Consider the following 13218-nt stretch of genomic DNA (forward strand, 5'->3'; position numbering starts at 1 on the left):
CTAAATAGGAGTAACCTTTTCAAATGTGTTTTAGGAGGCCCGCGATGAGAAAAATATACATCTTCGATACCACCCTCCGGGACGGAGAACAGTCGCCTGGTGTGAACCTCAACACGCAGGAGAAAGTGGAGATCGGCCTGCAGCTCGAGAAGCTCGGGGTGGACCGCATCGAGGCCGGCTTTCCCGCTGCGTCTCCGGGAGATCTGGCCGGTGTCCATGCCGTGGCCAAAGCGATCAAGAATGCAAGCGTGATCGGACTCGCTCGTTCACGGGAGCAGGATATCGATGCAGTGAGAGAAGCGCTCAAGGGAGCGCAGGATCCTTGCCTGCATGTGTTTTTGGCGACCTCGCCGATTCATCGCAAGCATAAGCTGCGGATGGAGAAGCATCAGGTGCTGGAAACAGCTGAAGCGGCTATCAAATATGCCAAAAAATACTTTGATAAGATCGAATTCTCGCCTGAAGATGCTGGACGCACCGAGCTGGATTTCCTGATCGAGGTAACGGCTATGGCCATTCGTGCGGGTGCTACAGTCGTCAACATTCCAGATACGGTAGGGTTTATGTCGCCGAGCGAATTCGGGAACATCTTTAAGACCCTGAAGCAGCAGGTGCCTGGGATTGAGAAAATCCAGCTTAGCGCGCACTGCCACGACGATCTCGGATTGGCTACCGCCAACGCGCTGGCTGCAGTGCAAAATGGTGCCGATCAGATCGAGGGTACCATCAATGGCATCGGCGAGCGCGCCGGCAACACCTCGCTCGAAGAGGTCGCGATGGCGCTGGAAACTCGCCAGGAGTTCTACCAAGCGAAGACCTCGCTGGTGCTGGGTGAGATCTACCGCACGAGTCGTTTGGTCAGCAAGCTGACCGGTATGGTCGTACCGGGGAATAAAGCGATCGTGGGCGCGAATGCGTTCGCCCACGAATCGGGCATCCATCAAGATGGGATGCTGAAGGAGAAGACGACGTACGAGATCATGTCTCCCGAGACCATTGGTCTCAAGGAAAGCAAGCTCGTACTGGGCAAGCACTCCGGCCGCCATGCGTTCCGGGAAAAGCTCATTGACCTGGGCTATATGCTCAGCGATGAACAGGTCAACGAAGCTTTTGCCAAGTTTAAGGATTTGGCGGACCGCAAAAAACAGGTCGCGGATGAAGATATCCGCGTCATCATCGAGGAGAAGCTGATCGAGACTCCTCAGATGTATGTACTGGGAGCGATTCAGGTCGCTTACGGCAATCAAACGACTCCAACAGCTACGGTCAGCATCAAAACGCAGGACGGCGCGCTGATGGAAGAGCATGCGGAAGGTAACGGATCAGTCGATGCCATCTACAATGCCATTGATTTTGTGACCAAAGAAGAGGTCGAGCTGGAGGACTACTCGATCAAATCGGTTTCGCACGGCAAGGATGCGCTCGGGGAGGTCCACGTTGTACTTCGCCAAAAAGACATTTCCGTGCAGGGCAGAGGAGTCAGCACGGACATCCTTGAAGCCAGCGCCAAGGCTTACCTCGACGCCGTAAACCGGCTTGTGGAAAGACGCAATACGGGAATCGGCAACAGAAGCAATGTAACATTAATTTGACAGGCGAGTGCTATCATTCAGAGCTTAAAAGGAGCGTTCTACTATGAACTATCAATTCTCCAAATCCTTGAACGGTTTCTCCACATCGGCCGTAAGGGAAATTCTCAAATTGACTCAGGGCAATTCGGTCATTTCCTTCGCTGGCGGCTTGCCGGCAGAACAATATTTTCCGCTCGCCGAAGTGGGTGAAGCTTTTCAAAGGGTTATGCAGCAGGGTAAATCTGCTCTCCAATACGGACTGACGGAGGGGTATACGCCTCTTCGTGAAGCGATTTGCCACCGTATGGCGAAGAAGGGCATGCATGTTACACCAAATGAGATGCTTTTGACTACAGGCTCTCAGCAGGCCATTGATTTATTGACTCGCGTCTACATTGACCCCGGCGATACCATTTTAGTAGAGAAGCCGACTTATCTGTCTGCTATTCAGGTTTTCAAAGCGAAGGAAGCTAAGCTGTATTCCGTAGAGGGTGATCAAGATGGCATGGATCTGGAAGATCTTGCGATGAAAATTCAAAAGTATAAACCGAAGATGGTTTATGTCATTCCAACTTTTTCCAATCCAACCGGCAAAGCATGGAGTCTGGAAAGACGTAAAGGATTGCTCGAGATATGCCGCAAGGCGAACGTCTTGATTCTTGAAGATGACCCGTACGGAGAAATTCAGTTTAACGCAGATGAGAAATACCCGTCGATCTTTTCCCTGGATGAGCATCCTGAAGGCAGCTGTGTGGTATATACGAGCACTTTTTCCAAAACCGTAGCTCCGGCTTTTCGTACGGGTTGGGTGATCGGCGATCCGGCGGTTATTCGCAATATGACCAGAGCCAAGCAAGCGGCGGACCTGCATTCCAGCTCATTGGACCAGCAGACGCTGTATCAGCTTTTGAAGCATTTTGATTTGGATGCGCATATTGTTTTGATCCGCCGCCAATATGAAGAGCGCATGAGATTCATGGCCAGCTTACTGCAAGAGCATAATTGGCCGGGCGCCAAATGGAACGAGCCGAAAGGCGGCATGTTCTTCTGGGTGGAGCTGCCTGAGCCCATCAAGGCAGAGGAACTGCTGAAGCTGGCAGTTCAAGAGGGAGTGGCCTTTGTACCGGGGTCATCCTTTTATGCAGAAGAACCCATGTACAACACCATGCGATTAAACTACACCCATACGGATCGGGAGACCACCATTTTGGGCATGCAAAAGCTGACTGCTGCCCTGCAGTCGAGTTTATCAAAAGCTTAGGATGGGCAGCTATAGCAGGAAATTACCCCGCTACCCTAGAGGAAGCGGGCTTACTTTTCATTGATTATAGGTTCAGCCTATTAAAGCCATAGATTTTATATCTTTGTATCTCTAGTAAAAGTGTGATACAAAAGACATAGCACATTTCGATAGGGAGTGAATGACTGTAATGGCAGAAGTAAAAAAAATCGCAGTGATCGCCGGTGACGGGATTGGTCCGGAAGTAATCGCTGAAGCGGAAAAAGTATTAAAGCGTACGGAAGAACTGTTTGGCTATAAGTTTGAAACCGAGCATGCCTTGTTTGGCGGAATTGCTATTGATAAGAAAGGCACGCCGCTGCCTGATGAGACCTTGGCTGTCTGCCAAGCCGCAGATGCTGTATTGTTAGGCGCTGTTGGCGGACCGAAATGGGATAACAACCCTAAGGAAACTCGTCCTGAGACGGGCCTGCTGGGTATCCGCAAAGCGCTTGGATTATTTTCGAATATTCGCCCTGCCGTTATTTTCGATTGCTTGAAGGAAGCTTCCACTTTGAAACCAGAGGTTCTGGATGGCACCGATTTGATCGTTGTTCGTGAGCTGACAGGCGGTATCTATTTCGGTGATAAATTCCGTCGTGAATCGCCTGACGGCTTGGAAGCCGTGGACACTTGCACTTATAATGTGAAAGAAATCGAGCGTATTGCGCGCCAAGCGTTCGAGATCGCCCGTACCCGCCGCAAGAAGCTGACTTCGGTTGACAAAGCGAATGTTCTGGAAACCTCCCGATTATGGAGAGAGACCGTCAATCGCATTTCTGCTGATTATCCGGATGTAGAATTGGATCATGTACTTGTCGACAACTGCGCCATGCAGCTGCTGCGACGTCCTTCAAGCTTCGACGTCATCGTGACGGAGAACATGTTCGGAGACATTCTGAGCGACGAAGCGGCTATGTTGACTGGCTCGATCGGTATGCTATCCTCTGCATCACTGGGAGAGGGAAGCTTCGGTTTGTATGAGCCTGTGCATGGCTCTGCCCCTGATATTGCAGGACAGGGGATCTCGAATCCGATTGCAACCATTCTGTCTGTTGCACTCATGTTCCGTTTGACCTTCGGCTATCATGATGCCGCTGACTCCATCGAGCGCGCTGTGAAGAATGTGCTTGATGCAGGTCACCGCACTGGAGATATTGCCGTTGACAAAAGTAAAGCGATCGGCACCACAGCTATGGGCGGTCTGATTCTGGCAGCGATGAGCAAGTAAGGGTTCAATTGAATGCTTGTCGGCTGCTTAGCCGACAAGCATTTTACACGTTTTTACAGCATTATAATGATTATTACCTAGTATAGGTTCTAGCCAATTTGACAATCATTTTGTCGAATGTTACGATTTTAATGGAGAAACTATAATAGAGAAAAAAATAGGAGGAATCGAATATGGCAGATCGTTTAGTTGGTAAGAAAGCCCCGTTTTTTTCAATGGAAACAGCTTTAGGCAACGGGCAGGACTTTGGACATGCATCCCTAACGGATTATGAAGGAAAATGGTTGGTGCTGTTCTTCTATCCTTTGGACTTCACATTTATTTGTCCTACAGAAATTACAGCGCTTAGCTATGCAGCCGATCAGTTCAAGGCACTCGACACTGAGATCCTTGGAGTATCCACAGACAGCAAGCATTCCCACCGCGCTTGGATCAATACACCTGTAAATGACAACGGCCTTGGTAAGCTGAATTTCCCGCTTGCTGCTGATGTGACCAAATCCGTAGCTCGTGATTATGACGTCCTAATTGAAGAAGAAGGCATTGCGCTTCGCGGACTTTTCATCATTGATCCAAAAGGCGAACTTAAATATCAAGTCGTTAACCACAACGATGTAGGACGCAGTGTTGAAGAAACACTCCGTGTGCTTCAAGCGCTTCAATCCGGCGGATTGTGCCCAATGAACTGGAAGCCGGGCGAAAAAACGCTTGTAGCGAAGTAAGCTCGAATCCATGCCAAATAAGCTCCCCTTGTCCGTTTTCAAGCGGTTTGGGGAGCTTTTGCTATGAAAGAGAGGTCAAATTGAAATGATGGATACTCCAGATGATCTGCTTTATTCTCCTGGACATCTCTGGGTGCGTATAGAAGGAAATCGCGCAACATTAGGGATTACGGATTACGCCCAAATGAGCTTGGGGATGATTCTATTCATAGAACTGCCGGAACTCAACAGCTTCATTCATGCCGACGAAATCTTTGGCAGTATTGAGCACATCGAAGAGACAGAAGATCTAATCTCTCCGCTTTCAGGCAAAATTACAGCTGTACATTCTGCTTTAGAGAAGAAACCCGCCATTCTCAATACTTCACCCTATCATCAAGGATGGATCATTGTTATCGAGATGTCCCAACCTGAGCAAGTAAAGCTGTTATGGGATGCCAGGAAATATATGGAACATTATGATATAAACAAATTTTGATGGCTTAAGAACCGGATAACTGTTTGTACTTCTTCAGGTATTTCACAACGGAAAGCACATAGGTCGCGTGCGACCAGGTTAGAGGCGCCACCGATACAGGGTCGCCATTAAATGGATCAAGCTGCTCCGGCAGGATACCACTCTCGAGTGAATGCTCAACGACCCATTCCAACGTCTTGCGCGGGGACTCGAGCTCAGCCAACGATTTGGCGTACTCGATTTCCCACTCGGCGATCCAGAGTGTACAGATGATCCAAGGATTGCCGGGAATATTATCGATGTCCGAGGAGCGCTGGAAATAATAATCATGGTGATAACGGGCGGAGCCGCCTACGTCGGTCTTGACGGTAAGGCCGGCTTTGTTGGCCAGCATCGTCTTCACGACACGTTCATCATCAGCGGGCAGGACGCCGAATTCAAAAATTCCATACACCGAGCTCTCCAGTGTCATATCCTTGACCCATTTTCCGTCCTCCATATATAGGCCGCGCACGAATCTGCCTTCATTTTCATCCCAAAGTTGATCGAGGATGCCTGCCTTGATTCTTTCTGCCGTATGCCTATAGCGGCTGCTGCGTTCTTCATCGCCGAACAGGTTGCTGAAGTTAGAGGCAGCAATCAACCCTCCATAAACTGCAGAAGCGGTAAAGGTGAAAATACCGTAACGCTCTTCCCAAAGATCATAGCTAGGTTTGGGAAGATTCAAGTCCTGATCGATGTAAGTGGACATGAAACGTGCTGCGCTGCGTACCAGTGTGCGATACAGGGATTGAACGAATTCCAGACTGCCATGCTTCTGGAAATCCTCCCACAAGGCAAAGAGCACAAGGGCCGTCTCATCCTCTTGAATGGGAAGCTGGACCTTTCCGGCATGAATGTAAGGATGCCAGCTCGAGCCGACGGTTCCGTCAGGGTTGTATTTGTGATGCAAATATCCTTCGGAGGAGAGGACATTCGCGCAAAATTTAAAGAAGGGAGTGATCATCCCTTGATAGCCTGCCATTGACATGGAATAGGCAATCAAAGCGCCGTCTCTGGGCCACATGTAGCTATAGTGGTCGCGGTTGCTTTGCATGATATCGGAGTCATTGGCGGCAATAATTGCGCCGTTGTCGTCCGTTTGTGTGCGTACAATCAGCAGACTCTGCTTGTACAAACGTATAACCTCAGGGCTTAGGTCGCAATAATCGCGTTCTACCTTGTTGGACCAACGCTGCCAATAGACCTTGACGCGATCGAGCAGCTTGCCGGGATGGCTGTCTTTTACATAGGTATCGAGCTTCTTGACTTCCTCGAGTGTTTTGCCGGCTGACATCCAGTAATACATCGTTTGGTTTGCGTCCGGCGGTACAAACAGCTTGAAGCTGATGGTGCTGTCAACGGAGCCTTGAGCAATCGCATTGCCCATCAGATGGCCGTCTTCCGCATCGCGCCATGTACCCTCCGCATTGTAAAATCTTTTGACCCCGGTCGAATACTGAAAAATGCCCTCATTGCCGGTGCTGCCATTAAACATGAAGTAGCGGTCTTTTTTATAGTGAAAAACCGTATTGGTCGCCGGATAATATGCCGCGGTATCGCCCACCTCGGTTTCATTGATCAGCAGATCCTGATTAAAGAACATGCGGACTTCCCGCACTGTGTTTTTGAGGTTTGTGATTTGAACTCTTTTGAGATAAATATCTTCGCGTTGATGGACAGCATCATTCATCAGCAGGGTAATACCCAGTCCTGGATGGGTAGCTGTCACTTCAGTAACAAGTGAGTCCTTAACATAGGAAAGGTGAACTTGCCATTCCGGGGCATTGAGCCAAGCGAACGCTCCGTCAACCCACACACCGACCCGGCAATGATAGCCGCCGATATGATTAAGCTGACCCACATAGGGATAATAAAGATCGCGCATATAAGAATGTTGATCGAGGTTTATTAGAAATTTCCCATTTCCGATAACTAAATGTCTAGGCAAAAAATCACTTCCCTCTATCGTTTGTTGAGCGTAGTCACAAATTCATGGCGATGTCGGTATCGAACACCTGCAAATAGGTTACCTAATTCTTGAAAAGGAATCAATGGTTAGAGGAAAATAAAGTGAGAATGGGCATTAGGTAACGCTTACAGAATTCAAATATTTATAAAGATTAACAATATATAACTTTAATGGCATTAATTTATTTATGCCATCAGGGTTAGATAACATTTTACGGTTGCATCAGCAATGTGTGACAAGTTAAAGTCAATTGCGACATTTGCCCTTGCGGTTTCACCGAGCTGGATTCCGTATTCAGGGGCTTGCAGTAATTCCATGATCTGAAAAGCCAAAGCCCTCGCGTCATTGGGAGGGACTATACAGCCATTCACCTCATGCTTAACGATTTCCGTTAAACCTCCGACTTCTGACACAATGACAGGGGTGCCGCTTGCCATAGCTTCCAGAAGGGAGATGCCAAATGGCTCATACAAGCTCGGAGCAACAAATAGCACTGATTGCTTCAGGAGATAATGCTTGTCTATATCAGCTAAAAATCCGAGAAATTGGACATGCTCAGCATGCGAAGAAGCTAACTCCTCCAACCATTCCTGTGCAGGTCCTATTCCTGCAATAAGGAGTTTTACCTGAGGAATTTGGGCCGCAACCAAGCCTATTGCTTCAATTAGAATATGCACACCTTTTTCATATACAAGCCTGCCCAAATAACAGACCAATAGTTCGTCTTTCAGCGGGTTGATGATTTCCAGCAAAAATGGACTGACAAGGTCGCTGTCCAGTCCGCTTTCAAGATAAGGCTCGACGCCGTTGGGAATTCGCGCTATTTGGTCAGACGGCAGGGAAAACAATTGACTGACCTCTTTGACCATGGCATGACTGCAAACTATAATTTGATCCGCTTCCAGCACCAGCTTGCCTTCCAACCTGTTAATCCGTTTCTGGAGCTCGGTTTCGAGCAGTCCTTGGTTGCGACCGAACTCAGTTGCATGTATGGTGGCTATTAGCGGAAGCTTGTAAGTTTTCTTACAAGCCCTTGCAGCATAATAAACCAGCCAGTCATGAGCATGAACGAGATCAAAATCGACTCCTTGTGCGGTAAGATTATGTATCGCATCGACGAAAGCCAAGTTCATTTGAAAAACCCAATCGATGAAATCCAGGCGTTCCAACGAGTGGAGTCCCTGAGCCCGATGAATATGAACACCTTCCATGGTTTCAAACAGCGGGGAAACCGCGGATTGGCCGGTAATGACATGAACTTGATGTCCCTTTGCAGTCAGATGTCTCGAAAGATCGCATACAGCGCGAGCCAGTCCGCCTATCATGTGCGGTGGATATTCCCATGCCAGCATGAGGATGCGAAGTTTAGCCGGAGTTTTTTCAGGAGATTCGCCTATGATCATACGCTTTTAGTCCTCTTTGCTTGGATTCTGCTGTTTCTTGGAGCGATATATAGGTGAATATACGGTATATGCGCTAAAATCAATATAATCAGGTGGAAGTAATCGTCCATTTGGAAAAATAGATGTGCTGCAGAAACCTTCTTGAGAAATTAGGTCTTCGTCCATACCCATGACAGAGGGAATTGTTATCCGATTGGACCGGATCAGCGGTAAAAAACGATCCTCTCGATTCCAAATACCCAGATCGGCCAAATACGTACGCCCAAGCTTCAAGTTCTGAATCCAACAGGAGGAAAGACCCTTCACAGATAATTGCCTCAGTTCATGAGCCTGGCCGCCATCAAAGGACAATCCCGTGATATCGTAAAGCCGCAAAAAAGGACGCAAATACTGCCAGTCCGTGCCATAATGCTCATGGATTAAATCGATCTTCGCCGGAGATAACTGCCAAACTGCAAAAAGTGCATTTGGTTCCCGGAGCTGCAGATTCAGCTTATTCTTAAGGATGTTAACGTTGGAGGAAGGATTATGGTTAATGGTCTCACCTTTTCTTCAAGACTCATTGAATCTCCTATGAATGGTTAATTAATTGTAGCATGTTTTGGGGAACCGAATCCAAAAACTTCTTGTCCCTATAAAAAAGGAATTTCCGAAGTGATTGACGAATACATTGTGATACAGCCATACCGTTAGGAGGGATTTTCCATGAGCTTTTGTTGTGGAGCCAGCATGATAGGTACGAAGGGGACTTTAAAGCATATCCGAACTCAGATTCATAATGTGCCCATCTTGTTTTGTCCGGTTTGTCACCGCATTCAAGTACATTATCTCGTGGAGAATGAATATGACATTTTAGCCGAATATGCGCATGGTGATGGCGCCAGTGAAGTGGATTTCATGGAATATGCGGAAAACAAGGATTCATTGCTGCACGAAAATTGTGTCAATCATGAAGGTGAAGACCCCATGGAAATCGTGAACAGTCAAATTGATATGGCGCTAGATCTTTTAAGCGTAGCTAAATCACTGGACGACGCCCAATGGGAGCAACAATTAAAAAAGCGCCTGCAGACCTTGGGAGCCAGACAATTCAAGCTGCAAAACAAAAAAGCCGCAAACGGCTCAAAATAAGCTCGATTCAAAAGGGTACCGGATCAGCATCCGGTATCCTTTTTTATTGAGAAGCCATTTCAAAATCCAACGGTTCATGCATTTCAATCATTTTTTTTGCAACCTGATAGCATTCATTCACATGGGCATTTCCCAAATATTTCATGGCACTAAAGCTCAAGATTCCGGCAGTTGCTGTACCCAGCAAAGGGACATATTTGACACCCAGCTTGGCCGAATAACGGATGCCCATTTTTTTCAATACGTGCATGATTAATCGATGAGTTACCGATCTTCCAATAAACCTGCTGCCGACCGAAGAGATCGCACTGTACAGGAACGTCTTTTTCTCAGTACTGAAATTCGATATTTCCTGCTCAGACAAGCCAAAGCGTTTATTAATCTTGGGAATTAATTTGGACAACATGTTGATATCGGCGAGGAAGTCGGCTCCCGGAATCGGGATTGCGGCTATTGTGCCTGAAAGAGCTGCTCTTTTGGTTACCATAGCCCTGCATTCATCGGCGACCTGATCCAATTCATTCAAGGTAGACGGCAGCATTGGCGAATCCTCCTTGTACATACGAAAGCTCTCGATTTTGGTTTGTCATTAATCCTATAATATCCTTTTGGAGGTTTGTCTAATCCGGGTAGGTGCCGGAATAAGAATAATTAACTTTTTGCTGGATTTTTGAAACTTATTCACCAATTATCGGTCAAATATAATGGATTCTGATATAATAGAGCGATGGTTTACCCCCTTAAGTACTGATCAACTAACGAAATTGTATATTGTGAGGTGGAGCAGTGTTACTCGTACTATTTAAGAAATTTCTCGGGAAGCGATCTTCGAGAGAGCTGAAAATGGATACCCCCTCTGTTCCTGAAGAGATGGTGCAGCACATTCAAGATGGTGATTTGCGGCTTCGCAATCAATTTATTGCTGATTACCAACCGTTTGTAGCCAAAGTGACAAGCCGGTTTTGTAAAAGATATATAGATCCTGCTAGAGATGATGAATTCAGCATTGCTCTTGCTGCCTTTAATGAAGCTATCAATCAATTCTCCGCTCCTATGGGCAAATCTTTTCTGGGCTTCGCTGAAACCGTAATTCGCCGCAGATTGATCGATTATTTGCGCAAGGAGCAGCGCTTTCGCGGACAAATACCTTACAGCTCGTTTGATCAGGAAGATGAAGAAAATAATATCATCAACCCGATTGAAATTCATCAGGCCATTGAGCATTTTGAAAAACAAAAAGGTCTTGAGGAAAGACGAAGTGAGATCGCCGAGTTCAGCCGCTCTTTGGCAGAGTTCGAAATTTCGTTTGTCGAGCTGACGGAGCACTCTCCCAAACACGATGATTCTAGGCAGATGTTGTTTCACATCGGGAAGCAGTTTTCCCAGGATGCTGATCTTATGAGTACCTTGCTCGTTAAAAAACAGCTACCCATCAAAGAACTGCTCGAACGTGTAGAGGTATCCAGAAAAACATTAGAGCGCAACCGCAAATTTTTGATTGCCATCGCTTTAATTTATCAAGGACCTTATCCCTATTTGCGAGATTACTTACAGATCAGGGAAGATTGACATATAGACTGAGAAAGGGAGATCGGCATGAATAAGGGAATCGTAATGGAAATTAACGAATCCAACATCATAGTGATGACGTCAAGCGGACGTTTTGATAAGCTGCCTAGAGCGGACCGATCTTGTGAGGTCGGTGAAGAAATTGTCTATGCTGATGCAGTGGCACCGCGGCGTAAGGTTCCTCCATTAGCTATAGTTTCAGGCTTGGTTGCTGCCGCTGTGCTTTGCTTAGTTCTGATTACAGGACTTCAAGCGAAAACAGCTAATGGTCAAGTTGTCGCTTACGTCTCCATTGATATAAATCCCAGCATTGAAATCGGGATCGACAGCCAAGAGATTGTACGTGATCTGCGTGGAGTAAATGCAGATGGCATCGCATTGATTGCCAATCTGACGTTTAAAGGCAAGAATCTTGAAGATGTGACGGCGGCCATTCTTGATAAAGCCGAGCAGGGCGCCCTTGCCAAAGGGGAAGGCGATATCGTGATCAGCAGCACCATCGTACAGGACAAAACAACACTGAATGATGAGGCAATCGCCGATAAACTCAGAATTCAAGTCGCTAAACATATTGAATCGGCCCATCCCACGCAAGTAAAAAATTACGAAGTAACCGCTTTTGCTGCACCCATAGAGATTAGGAATGAAGCGAAGGTAAGCGGGGTTACTGCCGGTAAATATGCCGTTTATCTAAACGCGCTGAACAATGGAACTCAAATAACGATTGATGAAATCCAAAATAAATCCATTCATCAATTGGCTAAAGGTAACGGCGGAATGAATAATCTGATTGATTCGGCAAAGCCAATTACCAAAACAGTTCTTAAAGAGCTTCTGGATGAAGAAAAGAGTGGAAAGCTCACAGAAAAGGCTCAAGTTAATGACAAAAACAACAACAATAATAAAGGCAACAATAATAATAAAAATAATGACAATAGCAGCAAGAACAATCAAGACAACAAAACCAATCAAGACAACAAAACCAATCAAAATAGTAAGCCGAACCCAACGAGCAATAAGAATTCCTCTTGGAGCGACTTCCTATTGAATCACGGCAATATTAATTCGAACAACGATACAAAGAATGGCATTACCAATAATGATAATAGTAAGAATGATAATAGTAAGAATGATAATAACAAGAATGACAATAACAAGAATAGCAACAGGATCATTGATCCTAATGGCAATACCAACAAGAGTACCGATAATAGCGGCAATACTAACAAGAATAACGACAACAATGGCAATACCAACAAGAACAATGACCCTAATAAGGATAACAACAAGAGCGATGGTAACAAAAATGGAGATAACCAGAAGGGGGGCTCCTCATCGGATAATCCGGGGGCCTCTCTTAAACCGTCACCTACAAAAACGCCTTCTCCCAAACCTAAACCAAAGGATGGGAACAACTCGAATTCGGACGGAACTAATAAAGACCAACAAGCTGATAAGAAGCAAGGGGACAGTAATCGAGGAGATAACAAAGGCAGTGGTAATTAGTCTGCTGTGTACGGCTTGATTGCAAGCAAGTGCCAAAGCGAAGGTACAAATGCCAAAGTCCAAACCAAAGTCCAAACCAAAGTCCAAACCAAAGTCCAAACCAAAGTCCAAACCAAAGTCCAAACCAAAGTCCAAACCAAAGTCCAAACCAAAGTCCAAACCAAAGTCCAAACCAAAGTCCAAACCAAAGTCCAAACCAAAGTCCAAACCAAAGTCCAAACCAAAGTCCAAACCAAAGTCCAAACCAAAGTCCAAACCAAAGTCCAAACCAAAGTCCAAACCATTAACATACATAAGACACTACTGCTGCCTTAAACAAATAAATCCTGTCGGGAGCC

Annotated in this window: 13 protein-coding genes; 9 read left to right on the forward strand and 4 right to left on the reverse strand. The window is 46.4% G+C overall.

Translation table 11 applies throughout. The features are described 5' to 3' along the window. Positions 1 to 44: 44 nt before the first annotated feature. From BLV33_RS21310 to gcvH, 5 genes are all read left to right on the forward strand, one after another. Positions 45 to 1592: a 2-isopropylmalate synthase gene (locus tag BLV33_RS21310; RefSeq protein WP_090796521.1), complete on the forward strand. Its 1548-nt coding sequence runs from the start codon at positions 45 to 47 to the stop codon at positions 1590 to 1592. A 43-nt stretch (positions 1593 to 1635) separates the two neighbouring features. Further along, complete coding sequence (locus tag BLV33_RS21315; RefSeq protein ID WP_090796525.1) at positions 1636 to 2832, forward strand: aminotransferase-like domain-containing protein; 1197 nt, start codon at positions 1636 to 1638, stop codon at positions 2830 to 2832. 169 nt (positions 2833 to 3001) lie between these two features. Beyond that, positions 3002 to 4081, forward strand: coding sequence for a 3-isopropylmalate dehydrogenase (leuB, locus tag BLV33_RS21320; protein WP_090796527.1), 1080 nt, complete (start codon positions 3002 to 3004; stop codon positions 4079 to 4081). A 173-nt stretch (positions 4082 to 4254) separates the two neighbouring features. Next, positions 4255 to 4803, forward strand: coding sequence for a peroxiredoxin (locus tag BLV33_RS21325; protein ID WP_090796530.1), 549 nt, complete (start codon positions 4255 to 4257; stop codon positions 4801 to 4803). An 85-nt stretch (positions 4804 to 4888) separates the two neighbouring features. After that, positions 4889 to 5281, forward strand: coding sequence for a glycine cleavage system protein H (gcvH, locus tag BLV33_RS21330; protein ID WP_253187127.1), 393 nt, complete (start codon positions 4889 to 4891; stop codon positions 5279 to 5281). Positions 5282 to 5285: 4 nt separating this feature from the next. On the opposite strand, the gene BLV33_RS21335 is transcribed toward gcvH, so the two are convergent. From BLV33_RS21335 to BLV33_RS21345, 3 genes are all read right to left on the reverse strand, one after another. Then, positions 5286 to 7250, reverse strand: coding sequence for a glycoside hydrolase family 15 protein (locus BLV33_RS21335; protein ID WP_090796534.1), 1965 nt, complete (start codon positions 7248 to 7250; stop codon positions 5286 to 5288). Positions 7251 to 7456: 206 nt separating this feature from the next. Further along, positions 7457 to 8674: a glycosyltransferase family 4 protein gene (locus tag BLV33_RS21340; protein WP_090796538.1), complete on the reverse strand. Its 1218-nt coding sequence runs from the start codon at positions 8672 to 8674 to the stop codon at positions 7457 to 7459. 6 nt (positions 8675 to 8680) lie between these two features. Next, positions 8681 to 9211, reverse strand: a complete 531-nt coding sequence (locus tag BLV33_RS21345; protein ID WP_090796542.1) for a DUF4912 domain-containing protein — start codon at positions 9209 to 9211, stop codon at positions 8681 to 8683. Positions 9212 to 9379: 168 nt separating this feature from the next. Here BLV33_RS21345 and BLV33_RS21350 point away from each other — a divergent pair, with 168 nt between their 5' ends. Beyond that, positions 9380 to 9805, forward strand: coding sequence for a hypothetical protein (locus tag BLV33_RS21350; RefSeq protein ID WP_090796546.1), 426 nt, complete (start codon positions 9380 to 9382; stop codon positions 9803 to 9805). 43 nt (positions 9806 to 9848) lie between these two features. Here BLV33_RS21350 and BLV33_RS21355 read toward each other — a convergent pair whose 3' ends face one another. Continuing rightward, complete coding sequence (locus BLV33_RS21355) at positions 9849 to 10346, reverse strand: hypothetical protein (RefSeq protein WP_090796550.1); 498 nt, start codon at positions 10344 to 10346, stop codon at positions 9849 to 9851. A 302-nt stretch (positions 10347 to 10648) separates the two neighbouring features. On the opposite strand from BLV33_RS21355, the gene sigI reads away from it, so the two are divergent. From sigI to BLV33_RS21370, 3 genes are read left to right on the forward strand one after another with little or no spacing between them, the layout of a single operon-like run. Then, positions 10649 to 11374 (forward strand): RNA polymerase sigma factor SigI, encoded by a 726-nt coding sequence (gene sigI / locus BLV33_RS21360; RefSeq protein WP_366414830.1) that lies wholly within the window; start codon positions 10649 to 10651, stop codon positions 11372 to 11374. A 27-nt stretch (positions 11375 to 11401) separates the two neighbouring features. Then, positions 11402 to 12880 carry an anti-sigma factor domain-containing protein gene (locus BLV33_RS21365; protein WP_090796557.1) on the forward strand — a complete coding sequence of 493 codons (1479 nt, stop codon included), beginning with the start codon at positions 11402 to 11404 and terminating at the stop codon, positions 12878 to 12880. Between the two features lie 6 nt (positions 12881 to 12886). Next, positions 12887 to 13195 carry a hypothetical protein gene (locus tag BLV33_RS21370; RefSeq protein WP_090796560.1) on the forward strand — a complete coding sequence of 103 codons (309 nt, stop codon included), beginning with the start codon at positions 12887 to 12889 and terminating at the stop codon, positions 13193 to 13195. The last annotated feature ends 23 nt before the right edge of the window (positions 13196 to 13218 follow it).

The sequence above is a fragment of the Paenibacillus sp. GP183 genome (genome assembly GCF_900104695.1).
Taxonomy (GTDB): domain Bacteria; phylum Bacillota; class Bacilli; order Paenibacillales; family NBRC-103111; genus Paenibacillus_AI.